The sequence below is a fragment of the Streptomyces sp. NPDC006610 genome (assembly GCF_040611575.1).
In the GTDB taxonomy this organism is placed as follows: Bacteria; Actinomycetota; Actinomycetes; order Streptomycetales; family Streptomycetaceae; genus Streptomyces.
The window spans coordinates 247,350-270,109 of record NZ_JBEXOP010000003.1 but is presented as its reverse complement, the minus strand read 5'-3'; the positions used below and the strand labels follow the sequence as shown (position 1 = coordinate 270,109).

Annotated in this window: 17 protein-coding genes; 7 read left to right on the top strand and 10 right to left on the bottom strand. The window is 73.1% G+C overall.

All coding sequences use genetic code 11. From position 1 onward, the window contains the following. Positions 1–1,720 (top strand): pentapeptide repeat-containing protein (locus ABZY13_RS04410; RefSeq protein WP_356627357.1); only part of this gene is annotated, 1,720 nt, incomplete at its 5' end. 82 nt (positions 1,721–1,802) lie between these two features. Here ABZY13_RS04410 and ABZY13_RS04405 read toward each other — a convergent pair. From ABZY13_RS04405 to ABZY13_RS04395, 3 genes are read right to left on the bottom strand one after another with little or no spacing between them, the layout of a single operon-like run. Then, a complete protein-coding gene (locus ABZY13_RS04405) occupies positions 1,803–2,639 on the bottom strand; it encodes a sugar phosphate isomerase/epimerase family protein (RefSeq protein ID WP_356627356.1) in 837 nt (278 codons plus the stop codon). Then, a complete protein-coding gene (locus tag ABZY13_RS04400) occupies positions 2,636–3,787 on the bottom strand; it encodes a dihydrodipicolinate synthase family protein (RefSeq protein ID WP_356627355.1) in 1,152 nt (383 codons plus the stop codon). Before ABZY13_RS04400 ends, ABZY13_RS04405 begins: the two co-directional genes overlap by 4 nt. Next, positions 3,784–4,935 carry a Gfo/Idh/MocA family oxidoreductase gene (locus tag ABZY13_RS04395; RefSeq protein WP_356627354.1) on the bottom strand — a complete coding sequence of 384 codons (1,152 nt, stop codon included), beginning with the start codon at positions 4,933–4,935 and terminating at the stop codon, positions 3,784–3,786. The genes ABZY13_RS04400 and ABZY13_RS04395 overlap by 4 nt, the downstream gene beginning before the upstream one ends. Positions 4,936–5,349: 414 nt before the next feature. On the opposite strand from ABZY13_RS04395, the gene ABZY13_RS04390 reads away from it, so the two are divergent. The 3 genes from ABZY13_RS04390 to ABZY13_RS04380 all read left to right on the top strand — a co-directional run bounded on the left by ABZY13_RS04390 (position 5,350) and on the right by ABZY13_RS04380 (position 8,099). Beyond that, positions 5,350–6,411, top strand: a complete 1,062-nt coding sequence (locus ABZY13_RS04390; RefSeq protein WP_356627353.1) for a LacI family DNA-binding transcriptional regulator — start codon at positions 5,350–5,352, stop codon at positions 6,409–6,411. 251 nt (positions 6,412–6,662) lie between these two features. Then, positions 6,663–7,262, top strand: a complete 600-nt coding sequence (locus tag ABZY13_RS04385; RefSeq protein ID WP_356627352.1) for a dihydrofolate reductase family protein — start codon at positions 6,663–6,665, stop codon at positions 7,260–7,262. Between the two features lie 33 nt (positions 7,263–7,295). Continuing rightward, positions 7,296–8,099: a sugar phosphate isomerase/epimerase family protein gene (locus ABZY13_RS04380; protein WP_356627351.1), complete on the top strand. Its 804-nt coding sequence runs from the start codon at positions 7,296–7,298 to the stop codon at positions 8,097–8,099. On the opposite strand, the gene ABZY13_RS04375 is transcribed toward ABZY13_RS04380, so the two are convergent. Both ABZY13_RS04375 and aroA read right to left on the bottom strand, forming a co-directional pair. Beyond that, a complete protein-coding gene (locus ABZY13_RS04375; RefSeq protein ID WP_356627350.1) occupies positions 8,083–8,745 on the bottom strand; it encodes a GNAT family protein in 663 nt (220 codons plus the stop codon). The genes ABZY13_RS04380 and ABZY13_RS04375 overlap by 17 nt on opposite strands. Then, positions 8,742–9,980 carry a 3-phosphoshikimate 1-carboxyvinyltransferase gene (aroA, locus tag ABZY13_RS04370; protein WP_356627349.1) on the bottom strand — a complete coding sequence of 413 codons (1,239 nt, stop codon included), beginning with the start codon at positions 9,978–9,980 and terminating at the stop codon, positions 8,742–8,744. Before aroA ends, ABZY13_RS04375 begins: the two co-directional genes overlap by 4 nt. Before the next feature lie 214 nt (positions 9,981–10,194). Between aroA and ABZY13_RS04365 the strand changes: the two genes are divergently transcribed. Continuing rightward, the gene (locus ABZY13_RS04365; RefSeq protein WP_356627348.1) at positions 10,195–12,027 is read left to right on the top strand and encodes a glycoside hydrolase family 3 protein; all 1,833 of its coding nucleotides are present in this window, start codon (positions 10,195–10,197) and stop codon (positions 12,025–12,027) included. A gap of 90 nt (positions 12,028–12,117) precedes the next feature. Here ABZY13_RS04365 and ABZY13_RS04360 read toward each other — a convergent pair whose 3' ends face one another. The 3 genes from ABZY13_RS04360 to ABZY13_RS04350 all read right to left on the bottom strand — a co-directional run bounded on the left by ABZY13_RS04360 (position 12,118) and on the right by ABZY13_RS04350 (position 17,864). Beyond that, entirely contained in the window at positions 12,118–13,545 is a 1,428-nt protein-coding gene (locus ABZY13_RS04360; RefSeq protein WP_356627347.1) for a S28 family serine protease, read from the bottom strand. A 137-nt stretch (positions 13,546–13,682) separates the two neighbouring features. Continuing rightward, positions 13,683–14,072 (bottom strand): hypothetical protein, encoded by a 390-nt coding sequence (locus ABZY13_RS04355; protein WP_356627346.1) that lies wholly within the window; start codon positions 14,070–14,072, stop codon positions 13,683–13,685. A 72-nt stretch (positions 14,073–14,144) separates the two neighbouring features. Then, positions 14,145–17,864: an ABC transporter ATP-binding protein gene (locus ABZY13_RS04350; RefSeq protein WP_356627345.1), complete on the bottom strand. Its 3,720-nt coding sequence runs from the start codon at positions 17,862–17,864 to the stop codon at positions 14,145–14,147. Positions 17,865–18,054: 190 nt separating this feature from the next. Between ABZY13_RS04350 and ABZY13_RS04345 the strand changes: the two genes are divergently transcribed. Continuing rightward, positions 18,055–19,212, top strand: coding sequence for an acyl-CoA dehydrogenase family protein (locus ABZY13_RS04345; protein WP_356627344.1), 1,158 nt, complete (start codon positions 18,055–18,057; stop codon positions 19,210–19,212). A 35-nt stretch (positions 19,213–19,247) separates the two neighbouring features. Beyond that, the gene (locus tag ABZY13_RS04340) at positions 19,248–20,120 is read left to right on the top strand and encodes an acyl-CoA thioesterase II (RefSeq protein ID WP_356627343.1); all 873 of its coding nucleotides are present in this window, start codon (positions 19,248–19,250) and stop codon (positions 20,118–20,120) included. A gap of 165 nt (positions 20,121–20,285) precedes the next feature. Here the strand turns inward: ABZY13_RS04340 and ABZY13_RS04335 are convergent, their stop codons facing one another. Together ABZY13_RS04335 and ABZY13_RS04330 are read right to left on the bottom strand one after the other, a co-directional pair. Further along, a complete protein-coding gene (locus ABZY13_RS04335; RefSeq protein WP_356627342.1) occupies positions 20,286–21,074 on the bottom strand; it encodes a phosphatase in 789 nt (262 codons plus the stop codon). 87 nt (positions 21,075–21,161) lie between these two features. After that, the gene (locus ABZY13_RS04330; protein ID WP_356627371.1) at positions 21,162–22,652 is read right to left on the bottom strand and encodes a PucR family transcriptional regulator; all 1,491 of its coding nucleotides are present in this window, start codon (positions 22,650–22,652) and stop codon (positions 21,162–21,164) included. Between the last annotated feature and the right edge of the window lie 108 nt (positions 22,653–22,760).

Genomic DNA, 22,760 nt, shown 5'->3' with positions numbered 1-22,760 from the left:
CGCCCCACTCGTGACGCGCGCCTACAACGAACAGATCCGGGACTGGGAACAGGCAGTTCCGACGGTCGTGCGGGGCTGCACGGTCGACATCACTGACGCCGCTCCGGCCGATCCGGTGGGCTGCCGGGGCATCCGCGTGACCGGTTACACCGCTTGTCTGGCCCACCTGAACGAGGCCGACCGCCGCGCCCACCTCGCGACGCTGTCGCCGGGCGCCGACATCGACCATCGGGGTACGCCGTTCACCCGTGAACTGCTGGACGACCTGCTCGCCGCGCTGCACGACCCCAGCACTGGCAAGTCCACGGTCGGCGACGCCTGGTTGAGCGAGGCCGAGTTCACCGGCACCGCCCGGTTCGGCGACGCGGAATTCGTCGGCCCCACACGGTTCGACGGGGCGCACTTCATCGGCAACGCCTGGTTCCACAGAGCGGGCTTCGCCGACGTCGCCTGGTTCAACCGAGCGGCCTTCAGCGGCGAGGTCTGGTTCGACGAGGCACGTTTCACGGACGCTGTCTGGTTCCACAGGGCGACCTTCGCCGAAGCCGCGAGTTTCCGCGGTGCGTCCTGCGGAGCCACTGCCCGGTTCGACGAAGCGCGCTTCGAGAAGGCACCACGGCTGGGACCGCTGGTCTGCGGCGATCGGGTGACACTGGATCGTGCGGAGTTCCAGCAACCGGTGACGCTGGAGATCGCCGCCCGACAGGTCAGCTGCGCGCGCACCCGGTGGGCGTCCACCGCCACGCTGCACCTGCGGTACGCCGAGCTGGACCTGAGAGACGCGGTGCTCGAGTACCCGGTGCTGGTCTCCGCCCGCCCCACGCCCTTCCCCGGCTCCGGCCGCGTGGCCGAGGCGTTGCCGGAGACCGCCCTCGCCGGTCTGCGGCCCGGCGTACGCCTCACTTCGCTCGGCGGCGTCGACACCGCCCACCTCGCCCTGCACGACATCGACCTGAGCACCTGCCGGTTCGCCGGGGCCATCCATCTCGACCAGCTCAAGGTCGACGGCTGGTGCACGTTCGCCCCGACCCCCGCCGGCTGGAGCCGGCGCTTCCCCTGGCGGTGGAGCCGGCGCAACACCCTGACCGAGGAGCACCACTGGCGGGCGCGCACCGCCCGTTACGCCCCCGGCGGTTGGGACAGCCCGCCGCAGGACGCTCCCGCGCTCAAGCCGGCCGCCGTGGCGGCGCTGTACCGGCAGGTGCGCAAGTCCCTGGAGGACGGGAAGAACGAGCCGGACGCCGCCGACTTCTACTACGGCGAGTGCGAGATGCGCCGCCACGATTCCACCCGGCCCTGGGGCGAGCGGGCGCTGCTGGCCCTCTACTGGGCGCTGTCCGGGTACGGGCTGCGGGCCGCCCGCGCACTGGCCTGGCTGGGAGGCCTCATGGCCCTCACCGTCGCCGTCATGATGATGTGGGGCCTGCCCTCCGACGACCCGAAGCCCCGGACCACCGGACGCCAGGTCCGGGCCGGGCAGGAGATCGTCCTCACCACCGACACGCCCGACCCGGTCAATCCCACCGGCCCGCTCACGGGACGCGTCACGACCGCACGGTTCGAGAAGGGTCTGCGGGTGGTGGTCAACTCGGTGGTCTTCCGCTCCTCCGGCCAGGACCTCACCACCACCGGCACCTACACCGAGATGACCTCACGACTGGTCGAACCCGTCCTCCTCGGCCTGGCCGTGCTCGCCGTCCGCAGTCGCGTCAAACGCTGACCACGCGACACGGGCCCTCGGCTCCCGTCCCGCCGTTCGTGCGGCGGGACGGGAGTCGAAGGCCCGTCGGCGGGGCGTCGGCTCAGCGTTCCGTGTGCTCCACGAACCGCGCCGCCGTCTCCGCCAGGACCTCACGGCCGTCGCGGGCCCACAGGTCCTCGTTGAAGAGTTCGACCTCGATCGGGCCCGTGTAGCCCGCCGTCTCCACGTACGACTGCCACTCGCGCATGTCGATCGCGCCGTCGCCGATCTGGCCGCGGCCGTTGAGGACGCCCTCCGGGAGGGGGGTGGTCCAGTCGGCGAGCTGGAAGGTGTGGATGCGGCCGGCCGCGCCCGCGCGGGCGATCTGCAGCGGGGCCGTGTCGTCCCACCAGATGTGGTACGTGTCCACGGTCACGCCGACCTGGTGCGCGGGGAAGCGCTCCGCGATGTCCAGGGCCTGGGCGAGGGTGGAGACCACGCAGCGGTCGGAGGCGAACATGGGGTGGAGGGGCTCGATGGCCAGTCTCACCCCGTGTTCCTCGGCGTAGGGACCGAGTTCGGCGAGGGCGTCGGCGATGCGCTCGCGGGCCGAGCGCAGGTTCCTGGAGCCGGACGGCAGGCCGCCCGAGACCAGGACCAGCGTGTCGGTGCCCAGCGCTGCCGCCTCGTCGACCGCGCGGCGGTTGTCGGCCAGCGCCGCCGCCCGCTCCTCGGGGTCGATCGCCGTGAGGAAGCCGCCGCGGCACAGGGTCGTGACGGCCAGGCCCGCGTCGCGCACGAGCTTCGCGGTCGCCTCGACGCCGTAGGACTGGACCGGCTCGCGCCACAGGCCGACGTTGCCGACGCCCAGCTCCTTGCAGGCCTCGGCCAGATCGGGCAGGGACAGCTGCTTCACCGTCATCTGGTTGATGGAGAAGCGGGAGAGGTCACCGGTCATTGCGTCACTCCGTACAGCGCGAGCAGGTTCTTCATCCGCTCCTCGGCGAGCGCCGGGTCCGGGAACAGGCCGAGACCGTCGGCGAGTTCGTAGGCGCGGACGAAGTGCGGGAGGGAGCGGGCCGACTGGAGGCCGCCGACCATCGTGAAGTGCGACTGGTGGCCGGCCAGCCAGGCCAGGAAGACGACGCCGGTCTTGTAGAAGCGGGTCGGGGCCTGGAACAGGTGGCGGGAGAGGTCGACCGTGGGGTCGAGCAGGGCACGGAAGCCCTCCGTGTTCCCGGTGTCCAGGACGCGCACCGCCTCGGCGGCCAGCGGGCCCAGCGGGTCGAAGATGCCGAGCAGGGCGTGGCTGAAGCCCTGGTCGTCGCCCGCGATCAGCTCGGGGTAGTTGAAGTCGTCGCCGGTGTAGCAGCGCACGCCCTGCGGCAGCCGGCGGCGCAGGTCGATCTCGCGCTGGGCGTCCAGCAGGGAGACCTTGATGCCGTCGACCTTGTCCGGGTGGGCGGCGATGACCTCCAGGAACACGTCCGTGGCGGCGTCGAGGTCGTCCGAGCCCCAGTAGCCCTGGAGCGCCGGGTCGAACATGGGGCCGAGCCAGTGCAGGACGACCGGCTCGGAGGCCTGGCGCAGCAGGTGGCCGTAGACCTCCAGGTAGTCCTCGGGACCCTGGGCCGCGGCGGCGAGTGCCCGGGAGGCCATGAGGATGGCCTGCGCGCCGGACTCCTCGACGACGGCGAGCTGCTCCTCGTAGGCCGCGCGGACCTCCTTGAGGTCGCCGGCGGCGAGCTGGTCGGTGCCGACGCCGCAGGCGATGCGGCCGCCGACCGTCTTGGCCTCGGCGGCGCTGCGGCGGATCAGCTCGGCCGCGCAGGCCCAGTCCAGGCCCATGCCGCGCTGGGCGGTGTCCATGGCCTCGGCGACGCCCAGCCCGTGCGACCACAGGTGGCGGCGGAAGGCGAGGGTGGCGTCCCAGTCGACGGCGGCCGGGGAGTCGGGGGTGACGTCCGCGAACGGGTCGGCGACGACGTGCGCCGCGGAGAAGACCGTACGGGAGGTGATGGGGGCGCCCGGGGTGAGCGCGAGGGGCTCGGTGCGCGGCTCGTAGGTGCGCAGCGTGCCGTCGGCGTCGGGGAGGCGGATGCTCACAGCGCGATCTCCGGAACCTCGATGCGGCGGCCCTCGGCCGAGGACTGCAGGCCCAGCTCGGCCAGCTGGACGCCGCGGGCGCCGGCCAGCAGGTCCCAGTGGTAGGGGGCGCCCGCGTAGACGTGCTTGAGGAACAGCTCCCACTGCGCCTTGAAGCCGTTGTCGAACTCGGCGTTGTCCGGGACCTCCTGCCACTGGTCGCGGAAGGAGTAGGTGGCCGGGATGTCCGGGTTCCAGACGGGCTTGGGGGTAAGGCTGCGGTGCTGGACGCGGCAGTTGCGCAGGCCGGCGACGGCGGAGCCCTCGGTGCCGTCGACCTGGAACTCGACCAGTTCGTCGCGGTTGACGCGGACCGTCCAGGAGGAGTTGATCTGGGCGATCGCGCCGCCGTCCAGCTCGAAGATGCCGTAGGCGGCGTCGTCGGCGGTGGCGTCGTACGGCTTGCCGTTCTCGTCCCAGCGCTGCGGGACGTGGGTGGCGGTGAGGGCCTGGACGGACTTCACCCGGCCGAACAGCTCGTGCAGCACGTACTCCCAGTGCGGGAACATGTCGACGACGATGCCGCCGCCGTCCTCGGAGCGGTAGTTCCAGGACGGGCGCTGGGCCTCCTGCCAGTCGCCCTCGAAGACCCAGTAGCCGAACTCGCCGCGCACGGAGAGGATGCGGCCGAAGAAGCCGCCGTCGATCAGGCGCTTCAGCTTGAGCAGGCCGGGCAGGAACAGCTTGTCCTGGACGACGCCGTGCTTGATGCCCTTCTCGGCGGCCAGCCGGGCCAGCTCCAGGGCGCCCTCCAGCCCCGTGGCGGTGGGCTTCTCGGTGTAGATGTGCTTGCCCGCCGCGATGGCCTTCCTGATGGCCTCCTCGCGCGCGGAGGTGACCTGGGCGTCGAAGTAGATGTCCACGGTGTCGTCGGCGAGGACGGCGTCGAGGTCCGTGGAGACGTGGTCGAGGCCGTGGCGCTCGGCAAGCGCGTTCAGCGCGTGCTCGCGACGGCCCACGAGGATCGGCTCGGGCCACAGCACGGTGCCGTCGCCGAGGTCGAGGCCGCCCTGGTCGCGGATGGCCAGGATCGAGCGGACGAGGTGCTGGCGGTAGCCCATGCGCCCGGTCACGCCGTTCATGGCGATACGCACCGTCTTGCGTGTCACGTTTGTTCCCTTCGCGGGCGCGCGGGCGCCCTGATTTCTGTGTTGCCCGAGTGACGGGTAAGCCGTACAGCAAGCGCTTTCTATCTGATGAGAAGCTAGCCTCTGACCAGGGGTCCGGACAAGGGTGTGACCGTTTCGAGTTGTTCGGGTCGATCGGGCGCGCCAACGGCCGCGGGGCGGGGGCCATAAGGTCTGTTCGCAACCGCGGCCCGGTGCGTGACGTGTACGACGTCAAGGACGCAGGACGTGACGTGACGCGACCTGACGTGAGATGGAGTGAGGTGGCGTACGCGTGGCGTACCGCGGCGGGACGGACGTACTGCCGCACGGGCGGGACGCGCTGCGGCAGGACGTGACGTCCTGGTGGTGGACGAGGACAGGTGGGGACCAGATGCGCGACCGGAGGACGACGAGATGACGGTGACCCTGGCGGACGTGGCGGCCCGCGCACAGGTCTCCCCCGCGACGGTGTCGCGGGTGCTGAACGGGAACTATCCCGTGGCCGCCTCCACCCGGGAACGGGTGCTGAAGGCCGTGGACGAGCTGGACTACGTCCTCAACGGCCCCGCGAGCGCGCTCGCCGCCGCGACCTCCGACCTGGTCGGCATCCTGGTGAACGACATCGCCGACCCGTTCTTCGGGATCATGGCCAGCGCCATCCAGTCCGAGATCGGCGGCCCCGGCGGGCGGGCCGGCGGCGAACGGCTCCCGGTCGTCTGCAACACCGGCGGCTCCCCGGAGCGGGAGCTGACCTACCTCACGCTGCTGCAGCGGCAGCGGGCCGCGGCGGTCGTGCTGACCGGCGGCGCGGTGGAGGACTCGGCGCACGCGGCGGCGGTGTCGGCGAAGCTCGTGAAGCTCGCGAACGCCGGCACCCGCGTCGTGCTCTGCGGTCGCCCGCCCGCACCGGACACCGCGGCGATCGCCCTCACCTTCGACAACCGGGGCGGCGGCAAACAGCTCACCGAGCACCTGATCGGCCTCGGCCACCGGCGGCTCGGCTACATCGCGGGTCCCGAGGAGCGGACGACCACCCGGCACCGGCTGGAGGGCCACCGGGCGGCGCTCGCCGAGGCCGGCATCGAGGAGGACCCGCGCTGGACGGTGCACGGGCGCTACGACCGGCGCTCCGGTTACGAGGCCACGCTCGAACTCCTGCGCAGGGACCCGACGCTCACGGCCGTGGTCGCCGCGAACGACTCCGTCGCGCTGGGGGCGTGCGCGGCGCTGCGGGACTCGGGGCTGCGGATCCCGCAGGACGTGTCGGTCGCCGGGTTCGACGATCTGCCGTTCAGCATCGACGCGGTGCCGGCGCTGACGACGGTGCGGCTGCCGCTTGCGGAGGCGGGGGCGCGGGCGGGGCGGATCGCGATGGGGCGGGAGGAGCCGCCGCCCGGGGGGATCGCCACCGCGCGGGGGGAGTTGATGGTGCGGGGATCCTCCGGGGCGCCGCGGACGACGGGGGCGGTGGGGTGAGGGACGGCCGGAGTGAGTGCGGGTGAGCGACGGGGTCGCCCCCGGCGCCGTCGCACTCGTGTTCCGGCCGAGCGATGATTTTCGCGCGGCGCCGCGGTCTTCATCGCCGTAAGCCATTCGGATACGTCCCGGACGGACGTTCGGACACCGCCGGTGTCCGGGCACCGCGGACGCAGGACACATCGCAGGCGTCCGGACACCGCACACGTTCGGGCCCGTCGCACACGTTCGAAAGCACGAGGAGCCACCCCATGCGCATCGTCATCAGCGAGTTCATCAGCCTCGACGGCGTCGTCCAGGCCCCCGGCGGGCCCGAGGAGGACACCGACGGCGGGTTCGCCCACGGTGGCTGGTCGCACGACTTCTTCGACCCGGAGGTCGTCGGCGGCGCCTTCGACGCGGCCCTCGACGAGGCCGGCGCGCTGCTGTTCGGGCGGCGGACCTGGCAGACGATGGCCGGCGCCTGGCCGGAGCGGGCGGGGGACCCGTTCGCCGACCGGATGAACTCCATCCGGAAGTACGTCGTCAGCGGCACCCTCGCCGAAACCGACCTGACCTGGGAGAACAGCACGCTGATCCCGGCCGCCGACGCCGTCGCCGAGGTGCGCAAGCTGCGCGTGGCCGACGGGGAGGGCAGCCTGCTCGTCATGGGCAGCCCCACCCTCGCCCGGCTGCTCCTCGCCGAGGACCTGGTCGACGAGCTGCGGCTGATCGTGTCGCCGGTGATCCTCGGCGGCGGCAAGTCGATCTTCCCGGAGGGCGGGCGCAAGACGGTGTTCGAGCCGGTCTCGGCAGCCGCTGGGCCCGCGGGCGCCCAGGTCTGCGTCTACCGGCGGGCCGAGGCGCGGTAGCCCCGTGGGGCGGGTGTGTACCAAGCTGAGGGCATGAAACTGGCGTTCTCCACCCTCGGTGTCCCCGGCATGCCCCTCCCGGACGTCCTGCGACTGGCGGCCGCGCACGGCTATCACGGTGTCGAGCTGCGCGCCCACCCCGACGAACCGGTGCACCCCGGCCTCGACACGGGCGCGCGCGAGGAGGCCGCCGCCGCGTTCAAGGCGGCCGGCGTCGAGGTGCTCGGCCTGGCCGGGTACGCCCGCGTGGCCGCGCCCGGGGACGACGGGCCCGTGCTCGACGAGATCCGCGCCCTGCTCGACCTGGCCCGCGACCTGGGCGCCCCGTACATCCGCGTCTTCCCCGGCGCCGACGTCAACGGCCAGCCGCCCGAGGAGGCCGACGCCGTCGCCGCCCGGCGTCTGGGCACCGCCGCCGAGTACGCCGCCGACGCCGGGGTGCGCGTCCTGCTGGAGACCCACGACTCGCACCGCACCGGCGCCGACGTCATCCGCGTCCTCGGACCGGTCGGGCACCGCAACGCCGGGGCCCTGTGGGACGTGATGCACACCTGGCTCGGCGGGGAGCAGCCGTCGGAGACCTTCGCCGCCCTCTCCCCGCACCTCGGCTACGTCCAGGTGAAGGACATCGCCTCCCCCGACGACACGACCCCGCTCCCGCTCGGCGCGGGCGTCCTGCCGATCGCCGAGTGCGTCGAGGTGCTCTCCCGGCACGGCTGGGACGGCTGGCTGTGCTGGGAGTACGAGAAGCGGTGGTACGAGGCCGCCGCCCCGCTCCCCGGCCTGCTGGCCGCCGGCCGGGAGCACCTGGGGCGGCTGCTCAACGAGTCGGCGTGACGCCGGGCCCCTCGGTCCGAGACGCTGCCGCGTACGACGCCACGCGTTCCTCCAGCGCCCGCCGCCGCTGCGGCCACTCCTGCGCCGTGATCGAGAAGATCGCCGAGTCGCGGGACAGGCCCTCCTCGCCCGGCGCCCAGGAGCGGGACCAGTTGCGCAGCACGCCCTCGAAACGGGCGCCGACGCTCTCGATGGCCGCGCGGGAGCGGGCGTTGCGGGCGTCGGTCTTCAGGTCGACGCGGGCGACGCCCCACTCCTCGAAGGCGTGCAGGAAGAGCAGGAGTTTGGCCTCGGCGTTGACGCCCGTGCCCTGGGCCGAGCGGGCCAGCCAGGTGTAGCCGATCTCGACGGCGTCCAGGCGGTCGGCGGAGTGGTAGCAGCGCGGGTCCCAGAAGGACGTCGAGCCGACCACGCGGCCGGTCGCCAGGGACACCTGGGCGAAGGGCGCCTGGCGGCCGGCGGCGGCGCGGGCGAGGTGGCCGTCGATGTAGTCGCCGACGTCGTCGGGGCCGGGGACCAGGGTGTAGCCGTAGGTGTCCCGGTTCTCCTGCGCCGCCTCGGCGAGGCCGGCCGCGTGGCGGTGCTCCAGCGGCTCCAGGCGCACCAGCGTGCCCTCAAGGACCGGCGTGCGCAGGTCGAAGGTCACGCCCCCAGCTCCTTCCGGAACGCCGCGAACGCCTCGTGGAAGTCGGGGAAGGTCTTGCGCACGCAGCCGGGGTCGTCGTAGGTCATGCCCGGCGCGCGCAGGCCGGCGACCGCGAAGGACATGACGATGCGGTGGTCGCCGTAGGTCTTGATCTCGGTGCCGCGTCCGGGCGCTCCGGGCCGGACCTCGATCCAGTCGGGGCCGGTCTCCACGGTCACGCCGAGGCGGCGGAGGTTCTCCGCGCAGGCCTCCAGGCGGTCGCACTCCTTGACGCGGGTGTTGGCGACGTCCTCGATGCGCACGGGTCCCGAGGCGAAGGGGGCGATGGCGGCGAGGGTCGGCATGGTGTCGGAGATGTCCCGCATGTTGACGGTCACGCCGCCGAGCGTGCCGGTGCCCCGGACGGTCGTGCGGTCGGCGGTGGTCTCCACGTCGGCGCCCATCCTGCGCAGGACGTCGACGAAGCCGAGGTCGCCCTGGAGGGCGCCCTCGCCGAGGCCCGGGACGGTGACCTCGCCGCCGGTGAGGGCCGCGGCGGCGAAGAAGTAGCTGGCGGTGGAGGCGTCCGGCTCGATGGCGTAGGCGGTGGCGCGGTAGCCGCCGGGCGGGACGACGAAGACGTCTCCTTCCCGGCGCACCTCGACGCCGAACTCCCGCATCATCGCGATGGTGATCTCGACGTAAGGGACGGAGACCAGGTCGGTGACCCTGATGCGCAGGCCGGTGCGGGTGAGCGGGCCGAGCAGGAGGAGCGCGGTGAGGTACTGGGAGCTCTGGCCCGCGTCGAGGGTGACCTCGCCGCCCTCGACGCCGGACGCGTGGACGGTCAGCGGGTGGTGGCCCTCGGCCTCCTCGTGGACCAGGTTCACGCCGAGGTCGCGCAGGGCCCGGGTGAGCGGCAGCAGGGGGCGGCGGCGCATCTGGGGCGAGGCGTCGAAGCGGTAGGTGCCGCGGCCGGTGGCGGCGAGGGCGGGCAGGAAGCGGGCGGTGGTGGCGCCGTCGCGGCAGTAGACGTCGGCCTCCGGGACGGCGGGTCCCTGCGGGCGGCCGTCGACCTGCCAGGCGTCCGGCGCCCGGCCTATCCGGTAGCCGAGGCGGGTCAGCCCCTCGGCGAAGCCCTCGGTGTCGTCCGAGCGCAGCGGCCGCCGCAGGGTGGTGACTCCGTCGGCCGCCGCCGCGAGGAACAGCGCGCGGGCGGTGATGGACTTGGAACCGGGGATCTCGGCTACAGGCATGGACTCATGATCGGGCGGCGGCGGCCCCGTGCGCCAGGGCGTCCACGGGATGGACCGGGACCGCGGCCCGCGCGGGGGCCGTGTCCACGGGGGCGACGGGCCGGGCCGCCGGGTACTGTGCACTCCCTTGACCGGCAGAAACTTCCCGGATATTGGTGACTCCTCGGAAGTTTCCTTCAGATCCTTCAGCGGACCTCCTCCGGAAGGAGCGCACGTGCACCACACCAGCACGGGAAACACCGCTCGACCCGCCACAGCCTCCCGGCGCACCGTCCTCGCCGCCACGGCCGGGGTCACGGCCGCCCTCGCCGTGGGCGGATCCGCCCGGGCGGCGGGGCCGGACGACGACGCCCTGCGCGCCCTGATCTCCCGGATGACGCTGGAGGAGAAGGTCGGCCAGCTCTTCGTCTCCCGCGTCTACGGTCACTCCGCCACCGCCCCCGAACAGGCCGACGTGGACGCCAACCTCGCAAACTTCGGCGTGCGGACGGCCGCCGAGGTCGTCGCCAAGTACCGGCTGGGCGGCGTCATCTACTTCGTGTGGGCGCACAACACCCGTGACCCGCGCCAGATCGCCGGCCTGTCCAACGGCCTCCAGCGGGCCTCCCTCGCACCGGAGCGGGGCCTGCCGCTGCTGGTCTCCACCGACCAGGAGCACGGCATCGTCGCCCGCGTGGGCAAGCCGGCCACCCTGTTCCCGGGAGCCATGGCGATCGGCGCGAGCGGTTCCTACGGCGCCGCCCGCACCCTGGGCCGGGTCGCGGGCCGGGAGCTGCGCGCGATGGGCGTACGGCAGGACTACTCCCCCGTCGCCGACGTGAACGTCAACCCGGCCAACCCGGTGATCGGCGTGCGCTCCTTCGGCGCGGACCCGGACGCGGTGGCCCGGCTGGTCACGGCCGAGGTCGCCGGGTACCAGGGCAGCGGGGTCGCGGCGACCGCCAAGCACTTCCCGGGACACGGCGACACGGAGGTCGACAGCCACTACGGCTTCCCCACCATCACCCACACGCGGGAGCAGTGGGAGGCGCTGGACGCGCCGCCGTTCCGCGCCGCGATCGAGGCCGGCATCGACTCGATCATGACCGCGCACATCCTGGTCCCCGCGCTGGACGACTCCGGCGACCCGGCGACCCTGTCCCGCCCCATCGTCACCGGCCTCCTGCGCGAACGGCTCGGCTACGACGGGGTGGTGGTGACCGACGCCCTCGACATGGCGGGCGTGCGGACGAAGTACGGCGACGACCGGGTGCCGGTGCTGGCGCTGAAGGCGGGCGTGGATCAATTGCTCAACCCGCCCAAGCTGGACCTCGCCTGGAACGCCGTCCTGCGGGCCGTGCGCGACGGCGAGCTGACGGAGGCCCGGCTCGACGAATCGATCCTGCGGGTGCTGCGGCTGAAGGCGAAGCTGGGCCTGTTCGAGCAGCCCTACGCCGACGAGGCCGAGGTCGGCCGGGTGGTGGGCCGGCGCGCGCATCTGGCGACGGCCGACCGGATCGCCGACCGCACCACGACGCTCCTGGTCAACGAGGGCGGGCTGCTCCCGCTGTCCCGCGGCGAGCATCCCCGGCTGCTGGTGGTCGGCGCCGACCCGGCCTCGCCGTCCGGCACCACGGGCCCGCCCACGCGGGTGCTGGCCGCCGCGCTGACGGAGCTGGGTTTCACGGCGACGGCCCTGTCGACGGGCACGGCCCCGTCCTCGGCGGTCGTCGAGCGGGCGGTGACGGCGGCCGGGCAGGCGGACGCCGTGGTGGTCGCGACGTACAACGTCACGGCGGGCAGCACGCAGAAGACGCTGGTGGAACGGCTGCTGGCGACCGGGCGTCCGGTGGTCGCGGTGGCGATCCGCAACCCGTACGACGTGGCCCACCTGCCGCGTGTGCGCGCGTACCTGGCCACGTACTCCTGGACGGACGTCGAACTGCGGGCGGCGGCGCGGGCGATCGCCGGGAGGGTGTCCCCGGACGGGCGGCTTCCGGTGCCGGTGCAGCGGGCGGACGACCCGTCGGCTGTGCTGTATCCGCTGGGGCACGGGCTGACGTACTGAGCGGACGGACGTACGGAGCGGGCGGACGGCGAGCGCCCGGCCCCTGGAGACCAGGAGCCGGGCGACGGGTGGTGCCGGTACGGCCGTCGGTTACGGGCGCAGCGTCCGCTCCGGGCCGCGCTTGTCCAGCTTGGCGTCGTAGCGGGCCAGCGGCTTGGCCTTGGACGCGTCCGCGCGGACGGCGGCCGGGGCGACGCCCGCCCACTCGAGGATCTTCGCGGTGGCGAGGGCCTTCTCGTCCTCGACCAGGCCGGCCACGCGGGCGCCGTGGTTGGCGCCGGGCGCGGTGAGGACGTAGGAGTCGCGCGCTCCCTTGCCGAGGCGGAACGGCTCGGCGCCCCACGGGTCGTTCTCGCCGTAGACGAACAGCATCCGGTCGGCGTTGTGGCGGACCCAGCGGTCGATGTCGCGCATCGCGCCCGGCTCGAACTTCATCGGGATCTCCCGCGGCACGAAGTACCGCGGCGGCAGGTAGCCGTAGCGGACGTACTGCTTCTCGATGTGCGGGAAGTGGATGGTGGGCGCGCCGAGCTGGGTGCCCGCCTGGTAGTAGTACGGCGTGTACGGCTCCAGGCCCTGGTCGGTGTAGAACGAGAACCCGGCGATCGTGTCGATCGAGGTCCAGATCTCGTCGTCGGTGGCGTTCTCCGCGTCGGCCGGGATGGTGTCGCAGTCGGAGAGCAGGCTGTACTGCCAGAAGCCCCAGACGTAGTCGAGCACGGTCGCCTCGTACGCCCTGTCGAGGCTGCCGACGGTGTGGAAGGTGTAGCCGTTCTCGGCGGCGTAGGCCTCGTAGCGCTTCTCCAGCGCCTCCCGGCGCACCAGGGCCTCGCGCTGGACGCCGTTCAGGCGGTCGCGGCACTCCTCGGTGCCGACGGTGGCGAAGAAGCGGTCGTAGGCGGAGTCCTCCTGGTTCACCACGTCGTTGGGGGCGACGTAGGCGACGACGCCGTCCATGTCGCGCGGGTAGAAACGCTCGTAGTAGGTGGCGGTCATGCCGCCCTTGGAGCCGCCCGTGGACAGCCACTTCTGCGAGTAGACCGGCTTCAGCGCCCGGTGGATGCGGTGCTGGTCGGTGGCGGCCTGCCAGATGTCCAGCTTGCTCCAGTCGGCCGGCGCGGGCCGGGACGGGGTGAAGTAGCGGTACTCCATGGAGACCTGGTTGCCGTCCACGATCTGGGTCGGCTCGCGGCGGCTGGGCGTCGTGGAGACGTTGTAGCCGCCGGTGTAGAAGACCGTCGGACGGGAGACGTCCTTGTGCAGCACGGTGATCCGCTGCTGGAACGTGCCCTGGGACGGCCGCCGGTGGTCGACCGGCTGGGTGTAGTTCAGGACGAAGAAGCGGTAGCCGGGGTACGGCTTCTCCTCGACCAGGCTCATCCCCGGTATGGAGAGCAGCCTCTCCCTGATGTCCGTCGTACCGGTGGCCTCCGGCTGGGCGGCGGTGGCCGCCCCGGCCGTGCTCAGCGTGCCTATGAACACGGTGAGCGCGAGCAGCCATCTGAGCGCCTTGCGCATGCACCCTCCCCTGTGAGAACAGATGTGCGCCGGAAGCTATCGGAGGAACACGACTGTGCACCAGGGGGAATGACGGCGCGTGAGGGGCCGGAGGGGGTCAGGCGGTCAGGCGGTCAGGCGGTCAGGCGGTCAGGCGGTCAGCACAGGATCCAGCCCGAGCTGACCGAGCCGCTCGACACCGAGCCCTTGACCCACACGCAGCGCTGCCCGGCGTGCACGGTCACCGGACCCGCGTGCCTGCGGTACTCGCCCTTGTCGACGACCGGGCGGCTGCCGCGCGCCTGGACGCTGACCGACATGGTGCGCCGGGGGCCCGGGTTCTTCGCGAGGGTGAGGGCGCAGACATAGCCGCCGCTCTTGTAGACGTGCACCGAACCGGTGGAGAAGGGCAGCGTCCTGACCTTGCGTCCGGCGCAGGTTGAGGGCGCCGCGTGGGCCTCGGCGGGCGCGGCGAGCGCGAGCAGTCCGGACGCGGTCAGCAGCGCCGTCCCGAGCGCCGCCCGGCGTCGTATCGCTCTCCCGTTCACTGTTCGTCCTCCCCGTCACCCCAGTGATGAGCGTACTGGTGTACGGACGCGGGACGTACGCCGGATGGTTGCTCAGCCGCGGACGCCGACCGTCTCCTCCGGGTCGGGCGCGCCGACGAAGGTGCGCCACAGCTCGGCGTACCGGCCGCCGCGCGCGAGGAGTTCGTCGTGCGTGCCGTCCTCGGCGACCCGGCCGTGGTCCATGACGACGACCCGGTCCGCGCGGGCGGCGGTGGTCAGCCGGTGCGCGACGACCAGCGTGGTACGGCGGCCCGCGATCCGGTCCGTCGCCTGGTTGACCAGCGCCTCGGTGGCCAGGTCGAGTGCGGCCGTCGCCTCGTCGAGGAGCAGCACGTCCGGGTCGACCAGCTCGGCGCGGGCCAGCGCGATCAGCTGGCGCTGCCCGGCGGAGAGGTTGCGTCCGCGCTCGGCGACCTGGTGGAGGTAGCCGCCCTCCAGGCGGGCGATCATCTCGTGGGCGCCGACCGCACGGGCCGCCGCCTCCACCTCGGCGTCGGTCGCGCCGGGGCGGCCGTAGGCGATGGCGTCGCGGACGGTGCCGGGGAAGAGGTAGGCCTCCTGCGGGACGACGCCGAGCCGGTGCCGGTACGAGGTGAGGTCGAGGGTGCGCAGGTCCTGGCCGTCGGCGGTGACCCGGCCGCGGGTCGGGTCGTAGAACCGGGCGACCAGCTTGACCAGGGTCGACTTGCCCGCGCCGGTCTCGCCGACGAAGGCGACGGTCTGCCCGGCGGGGATGCGCAGGTCGATGCCGGCCAGGGCCTCCTCCTCGTCGCCGTAGGCGAAGTGCACGTCCTCGAAGGCGATCTCGCCGCGCAGCGAGAGCACCTCGCGGGGCTCGTCGGCGCTCTTGGTGGAGGTCGGCTCCTGGAGGAGTTCCTGGATGCGGCCGAGGGAGACGGAGGCCTGCTGGTAGCCGTCGAACACCTGGGAGAGCTGCTGGACGGGGGCGAAGAACAGGTCGATGTAGAGCAGGTAGGCGACCAGCGCGCCGGTGGTCAGGGTGCCCGCGTCCACCCGGCCGGCGCCCGCGACGAGCACCGCGGTGGCGGCGGCCGAGGACAGGAACTGCACGAACGGGAAGTAGACCGAGATCAGCCACTGGCCGCGGATACGGGCCTGACGGTAGCTGTCGCTGCTCTCGGCGAACCGCCGGGCGCCGTCCCGCTCGCGTCCGAACGCCTGCACGATCCGCAGTCCGGCGACGGTCTCCTGGAGCCCGGCGTTGACGGTGGAGACGCGCTCGCGGGCCAGTTCGTACGCCTTCACGCTGGCCCTGCGGAAGAAGTAGGTGGCGATGATCAGCGGCGGCAGCGTGGCGAACACCACGAGGGCGAGCTGGAGGTCGATCACCAGCAGGGCGGCCATGATGCCGAAGAAGGTGACGACGGAGACGAACGCGGTGACCAGGCCGGTCTGCAGGAACGTCGACAGCGCGTCGACGTCGGTGGTCATCCGGGTCATGATCCGGCCGGTCAGCTCGCGCTCGTAGTAGTCGAGGCCGAGCCGCTGGAGCTGGGCGAAGATCTTCAGCCGCAGCGCGTAGAGGACGCGTTCGCCGGTGCGGCCGGTCATCCGGATCTCGCCGGTCTGCGCGGCCCACTGGGCGAGCACGGTCAGCAGGCCCAGCAGCGAGGCCGCCCAGACCGCGCCGACGGCGGCCTCGCCGACGCCGCTGTCGATGCCGTGCCGGATCAGCACCGGCAGCAGCAGGCCCATCCCGGCGTCCACGGCGACCAGCCCGAGGCTGACCAGCAGCGGCAGCCCGAACCCGTGCAGCAGCCGCTTCAGGCCGTACGACTCCTCCGCGCGCACCGCCCGCGCCTCGTCCACGTCGGGCGTGCCGTCGGCCGGCGGGAGGGCGTCGACCTGGGCGAGCAGCTCGGGCGTGGCCGGGGTGCCGGCCAGCGCGGGGTCCTTCGGCTCACGGTCGCCGCTCCACAGCCGGGGGGTGACGCCGCGCTCGGCGTCGAACTCGGCGTCCAGCTCCTCGCGGACGGAGGTGTCCTCCGGCGGAGCGGCGGGCCGGGCGTGGCCCGGGGAGACGCCGCCGAGTTCGTCGGGGTCGGTGAGCAGGCGGCGGTAGAGGGGACAGCGGCGCTGGAGTTCCTCGTGGGTGCCGATGTCGGCGAGCCGGCCGCCGTCGAGGACGGCGATGCGGTCGGCGAGGTTGAGGGTGGAGCGGCGGTGGGCGATGAGGAGGGTGGTGCGGCCCCGCATGACCTGCTGGAGGGCCTCGTGGATCTCGTGCTCCACGCGGGCGTCGACGGCGGAGGTGGCGTCGTCCAGGACGAGCAGGCGGGGGTCGCTGAGGATGGCGCGGGCGAGGGCGACGCGCTGTCGCTGGCCGCCGGAGAGGGTCAGGCCGTGCTCGCCGACCTTGGTGTCGTAGCCGTCGGGCAGCTCGGCGATGAAACGGTGGGCCTGGGCCGCGCGGGCGGCCTGTTCTATCTGTTCCTCGGTGGCATCGGGGCGGCCGTAGGCGATGTTGTTGCGGACGGTGTCGGAGAAGAGGAAGGAGTCCTCGGGGACGAGTCCGATCGCGGCGCGCAGGGAGTCCAGGGTCAGCTCGCGCACGTCGTGGCCGCCGACGAGGACGGCTCCGCGGGTGACGTCGTAGAAGCGCGGCAGGAGCAGGGAGACGGTGGACTTGCCGGAGCCGGAGGAACCGACGACGGCGAGGGTCTCGCCGGGGCGGATCTCGAAGGAGAGGCCCTGGAGGACGGGGCGGTCGGGGTCGTAGCCGAAGGAGACGTCGTCGAACTCGACGGTGGCGGGGGCGTCGGCGGGCAGTTCCAGGGCGCCGTCGGCGAGCGTCGGCTCGGTGTCGATCAGCTCCAGGACGCGCTCGGTGCCGGCGCGGGCCTGCTGGCCGACGGTGAGGACCATGGCGAGCATCCGCACCGGGCCGACGAGCTGTGCGAGGTAGGTGGAGAAGGCGACGAAGGTGCCGAGGGTGACGTCGCCGCGGACGGCGAGCCAGCCGCCGAGCGCGAGCATGGCGACCTGGCCGAGGGCGGGAACGGCCTGGAGGGCAGGGGTGTAGCGGCTGTTGAGGCGGATGGTGCGCAGCCGTCCCGCGTACAGCTTGCGGCCGACCTCGCGCAGCTTCCCGGTCTCCTGGTCCTCCTGTCCGAAGCCCTTGACCACGCGGACGCCGCTGACCGCGCCGTCGACCACGCCGGCCACGGCGGCGGCCTGGGCCTGCGCGTACCAGGTGGCGGGGTGCAGCCGGGTCCGGGAGCGCTGGGCGATCCACCAGATGGCGGGGGCGACGGCGAGGGCGACGAGGGTGAGCGGGACCGACAGCCACGCCATGATCACCAGGGAGATCAGGAAGAGCAGGAAGTTCCCGATCGTCATGGGGAGCATGAACAGCAGGCCCTGGATCAGCTGGAGGTCGCTGGTGGCCCGGCCGACCACCTGGCCGGTGGACAGCTCGTCCTGGCGGCGGCCGTCGAGCCGGGTGATCGTCTCGAACATCTCGGTGCGCAGGTCGTGCTGGACGTCGAGGGCGAGCCGGCCGCCGTAGAAGCGGCGGATGTAGGTGAGGACGTAGACGAGCAGCGCGGCCACGACGAGGGCGCCGGCCCAGGGGGCCATGGCGCGGCTCCTGTCGCCGATCACGTCGTCGATGATCACCTTGGTGATCAGCGGCACCAGCGCCATCACGGCCATGCCGGCGAGTGAGGACCCGAGGGCCAGGACGACGTCCTTCGGATGACGCCAGGCGTACCCGGCCAGCCGTCGTGCCCATCCCCGTTGCGCGCCCACGCGGTGCCTTCCGTTTCTGCCGACGGACCTGATCTGCCGGAAGGCACCAACACCGGTGGGGGCGGATTTCATCCCGCGGGGCGCCGCGGCGAGTGACGAGGGTTACCCGGCGGACGGTCTGGACGCGGTTCCTACCCGCCGGTACGGTGAGTGAGCAAGCGCTTAGACATGTACCCGTGGAGGTGGCGGCGTGCGCCGTACGGTGTTCAACGAGGATCACGAGGCGTTCCGGGAGACCTTGCGCGCCTTCATCGAGGCCGAGGTCGTGCCGGTGTACGACGAGTGGTTCGCGGCGGGCCAGGCGCCCCGCGATTTCTACTACAAGCTCGGCGAGCTGGGCGTCTTCGGCATCAACGTGCCCGAGGAGTACGGCGGCGCGGGCCTGGACACGCACAAGTTCGAGGCGATCCAGTACGAGGAGACCGCCCGCGCGGGCGTCACCTTCGGCGGCTCCGGCGTGCACGTGCTGCTGGCCCTCCCGTACATCAAGATGCTCGCCACGGAGGAGCAGAAGAAGCGCTTCCTGCCGAAGTTCGTCTCCGGCGAGGAGATGTGGGCGATCGCGATGACCGAGCCGGGCACCGGCTCCGACCTCGCGGGCATGAAGTCCACCGCCCGGCTCTCCGAGGACGGCACGCACTACGTCCTCAACGGCGCCAAGACCTTCATCACCGGCGGCGTGCACGCCGACAAGGTGATCGTCTGCGCCCGCACCGCCCCGCCGACCGCCGAGGACCGCCGGCACGGCATCTCGCTGTTCGCCGTGGACACCAGGTCCGAGGGCTACTCCGTCGGCCGCAAGCTGGACAAGCTGGGCCTGAAGACGTCCGACACCGCCGAACTGGCGTTCGTCGACGTGAAGGTGCCGGTCGAGGACCTGCTCGGCGAGGAGAACAAGGGCTTCTCCTACCTGGGCGCCAACCTGCCCTCCGAGCGCTGGGGCATCGCCTTCGGCGCCTACGCCCAGGCCAAGGCCGCGGTGCGGTTCGCCAAGAACTACGTGCGGGAGCGCACGGTGTTCGGCAAGCCGGTCGCCGCGTTCCAGAACACCAAGTTCGAGCTGGCCGCCTGCCAGGCCGAGGTGGACGCCGCCGAGGCCGTCGCCGACCGCGCGCTGGAGGCCCTGGACGCCGGCGAGCTGACCGCCGCCGAGGCCGCAAGCGCCAAGCTGTTCTGCACCGAGGTCGCCCACCGCGTCATCGACCGCTGCCTCCAGCTGCACGGCGGCTACGGCTACATGAACGAGTACCCGATCGCCCGCCTGTACGCGGACAACCGGGTCAACCGGATCTACGGCGGCACCAGCGAGGTCATGAAGATGATCATCGCGAAGGACATGGGCCTGTAAGGTCCCCGCAATTACCGGCCAGTAGAAAAGGTGCCATGAACCAGGCACTTCAGGACCTCCTCGATCTGCTCGACCTGGAGCAGATCGAGGAGGACATCTTCCGCGGCACGTCCCGTTCCGCCGTGGTCCCCCGCGTCTTCGGCGGGCAGGTCGCGGCCCAGGCGCTCGTCGCCGCCGGCCGGACGGCCGCCGCGGACCGGCTGCCCCACTCCCTGCACGCGTACTTCCTGCGCATGGGCGACCCGGGCGCGCCGATCGTCTACACCGTCGACCGCATGAACGACGGCCGCTCCTTCACCGCGCGCCGGGTCGTCGCCGTCCAGCACGGCAAGCCGATCTTCGCCCTGTCGGCGTCCTTCCAGCGGCCCGAGGAGGGCCTGGACCACCAGACTCCGATACCGCCCGCGCCCGACCCGGCCACGCTGCCCACCTCCGAGGACCGCCTGCGCGGTTACCCGCACCTCGACCCCGAGACGGTCGAGCGGTTCATCGAGGCCCGCGCCGCGGTCGACCTGCGCTACGTCGACGACCCGCCCTTCGGCCGGTACGGCGAGCCCCGCGCGCCCCATTCCCAGGTGTGGTTCCGCGCCAACGGCAAGCTCGCGGACGACCCGCTGCTGCACGTCGTCCTCGCGACGTACGTCTCCGACATGACGCTGCTGGACTCCGTGCTGCTCGCCCACGGCCGCGGCGGCTGGGCCGTCGGCGACGTGGTCGGCGCCTCGCTGGACCACGCGATGTGGTTCCACCGCCCGTTCCGCGCCGACGAGTGGCTGCTGTACGACCAGCACTCGCCGACGGCCCACGGCGGCCGGGGCCTGGGCCAGGCCCGCATCTACACCCAGGACGGGCGGCTGGCGATATCGGTGATCCAGGAGGGCGTGCTGCGGGTGCCGCGCGGGGGCTGAGGCGGCGCGCACCGGCGGCCTCCGACGGCTTCGGGCGTCCTCAACGGCTTTCTGGCGGCTTCCGGCGGCCTCTCAACTGCTTCCGGCCGCTTCCCGGCCGCTTCCGGCGGCTTCCGGCGGCTTCCGATGGGGGGAACGCGCGCCCGTGCGGGGGCGCGCGGCCCGTTACGCCAGTCCCGCCTCCGACAGCAGATACGCCGTCATCGGGTCGTAGTAGCGGGGGCTGACCACGTGGTCGTCCAGCGGGACCGCCACCTGGACGGTGCCCTCGGCCTCCGCGAGGAACAGGGCCGGGTCGTTGCAGTCGGCGTAGCCGACGGAGTCGACGCCGTGCTGACCGGCGTAGCCCGCCCAGCCGTGGTCGGCGACGACCAGGTCGGGCAGGGGGCGGCCCTCGCGCTCCAGGGCGGTCAGGATCGCCTTCATCGGCTCGCCCGAGTGGGTGTGCCACAGCGTCGCGCCGTGCTCCAGCATCGCCACGTCCGCGAACTGCATCACATAGCCCTCGTCCGTCTGCAGCCCTTCCGGGATCACGACGATCTCGCAGCCCGCGGCCCGCAGCGCGGCGGCCGTCGCGCGGTGCACGTCGAGCAGGCCGCCCGGGTGACCGGTCGCGAACAGCACCCGCTGCCCGCCGTCGGCCGCCTTGCGCAGCCGGGCCGCCAGCCGCTCCAGCCCGGCGACTGTCAGCTCCGGGTCGATGGTGTCCTGGCCGAACCGGTACTCGGGGTCGTCGTTGACGCCCACCCGTTCCGCCATCACCGCGAGCACGTCCTGCTCGTCGGTCCAGCGGTCGCCGAGCTCCAGGCCGAGCCAGAAGTTGCGGACGCCGTTCGCCAGTTGACGGTAGTGGGAGAGGTTGTTCTCACGAGGGGTGGCCACGTCGCCCGCGATACGGGTCCTCACGAGGTGTTCGACGAGTTCGGCGCGGCTGGGTGTCCCGGATATCGGCATGGCTCCCATTGTGGGGCAGACGCCTGTGCGCGTCCCGGGCGTCCCGTCCGCTGGGACGTGCGTCACTCCCCGGCCGTCCCGGGCGCCTCACATGTGCCGCAGGGCGAACCACAGTTCCATCCGCACGTCCGGATCGTCCAGGTCAGCGTCCAGCAGCGCCGCGCACCGGGCGATGCGCTGCCGCACGGTGTTGCGGTGCACCGACAGGGCCACGGCGGTGCGGTCCCAACTGCCGTGCAGGGACAGCCAGGTGCGCAGGGTCTCGGGGAGCGCGGGGACGGCGGCCAGGGGCGCGAGCAGTGCACGGGCGTGAGCCTGCGCCTCCGCCTCGGGGAGGAGTGCGCTCAGTCCCGCGCGGTCGGCGCCGTGCCGGGCGAGGGGCGCCCGGATGGCGCGGGCGCGGGCCAGGGCGCGGGCGGCCTGCGCGTCGGCGGCCGGCCACGCCTCGGGACCGGCCGGGGCGCTGACGCCGAGGGTCCAGCCCGGCTGCGGGGCCACATCCCGGCCGGCGGGCAGCAGCAGCCGTACGACGTCCGGCGCCAGGTCGAGCAGGGCGGTGCCGAGCGCCGCGCCGAGGGCGGAGGCGGCCGTCGGGTCGGCGGGCGGCGCGTCCGGCAGGGCGTGCGCCACCAGCCAGGGGCCCTCGCCGAGGAGCGGGGCCACGTCCTGCGGGCGCGCGCCGAGGAGCAGCCGTACGAGGGCGGAGGAGCGGGCGGCGGCGCCGGCGCCGTGCCGTTCGCCGGTGAGGAGGGTCAGCAGCACCGCCGCGACCGAGGCGATCGTGTGGTCGCCGGGTTCCCGTCCCGGCGCGGCGACGCCGAGGACATGACCCCGCCCGGCGCCGAGGGCGTACGCGGTGAGGTGCGCGGCGCCCACGGTGTCCGACGCCGACGCCGAGGCGCGCTCGGTGACGGCGCGCGCCAGCCCCGCCAGCGCCCCCGACGCCTCCTCGCCCGGCGTCCGCCCGGCCGCCGCCAGCTCCGTGCCGTCCGGCCCGTACAGCACCGCCCGGCCGCGCACCCACTGGGCCAGCCTCCGCAGCACCGCCGGCGCCGGGTCCGGTCGGGACGCCGCCGCCGCGAGGCTCCGCTGGGCCTCGGTCACCCGGCGCAGCTCGGCCAGCCGGGCCTGGGCGACCAGCCGCCCGACGGCGCGGGCCACGCCGGAGAAGGTGGTCCGCGGCGGCACCTCCAGCAGCGGCAGCCCACGCGCCTCGCAGGCCGCCACCAGCGCGTCCGGCACCGTGTCGTGCACCGGAGCCACCCCGAACCCGAGGGCCGCGCCGCCCGCGTCGACGATCCGCGCGACATAGCCGTCGAAATACGCCTGCTCCGCCCCGTCCGGGATGTGCACCCCGGCCGTGAGCAGCAGCTCGCCGCCCAGCAGGTACGGGTAGGGGTCCGCCATCTCCGAGGTGTGCGCCCAGTGGATCGCCACGTCCGGACCCGACGGCCCGGCGAGCTGCCGCAGGGCCAGGTCGTCGCGGGCCAGCAGGGCGGCGAGGGGGACCGGAGGGGTCGGCGGGACGGGTGGGGAAGGCGGGACCGGTGGATGCGGCGGGGCGGAAGGGGGGTTCAGGGCATATGGGGTAGTCGGGGCCTGTGGGCTGGGCGGGGAGGCGGCGTCCGACACGGTGTGCATTTCCTCCATTCGGCATGACGTGAATGGAGGAAACGTACTCTTCGT

Excerpts from the sequence above, each read along its gene's own strand:
- ABZY13_RS04335 (WP_356627342.1), bottom strand. The coding sequence starts at position 21,074 with ATGCCGATATCCGGGACACCCAGCCGCGCCGAACTCGTCGAACACCTC.
- ABZY13_RS04385 (WP_356627352.1), top strand. The coding sequence starts at position 6,663 with ATGCGCATCGTCATCAGCGAGTTCATCAGCCTCGACGGCGTCGTCCAG.
- ABZY13_RS04390 (WP_356627353.1), top strand. The coding sequence starts at position 5,350 with ATGACGGTGACCCTGGCGGACGTGGCGGCCCGCGCACAGGTCTCCCCC.
- aroA (WP_356627349.1), bottom strand. The coding sequence starts at position 9,980 with ATGCCTGTAGCCGAGATCCCCGGTTCCAAGTCCATCACCGCCCGCGCG.
- ABZY13_RS04340 (WP_356627343.1), top strand. The coding sequence starts at position 19,248 with ATGAACCAGGCACTTCAGGACCTCCTCGATCTGCTCGACCTGGAGCAG.
- ABZY13_RS04360 (WP_356627347.1), bottom strand. The coding sequence starts at position 13,545 with ATGCGCAAGGCGCTCAGATGGCTGCTCGCGCTCACCGTGTTCATAGGC.
- ABZY13_RS04380 (WP_356627351.1), top strand. The coding sequence starts at position 7,296 with ATGAAACTGGCGTTCTCCACCCTCGGTGTCCCCGGCATGCCCCTCCCG.
- ABZY13_RS04405 (WP_356627356.1), bottom strand. The coding sequence starts at position 2,639 with ATGACCGGTGACCTCTCCCGCTTCTCCATCAACCAGATGACGGTGAAG.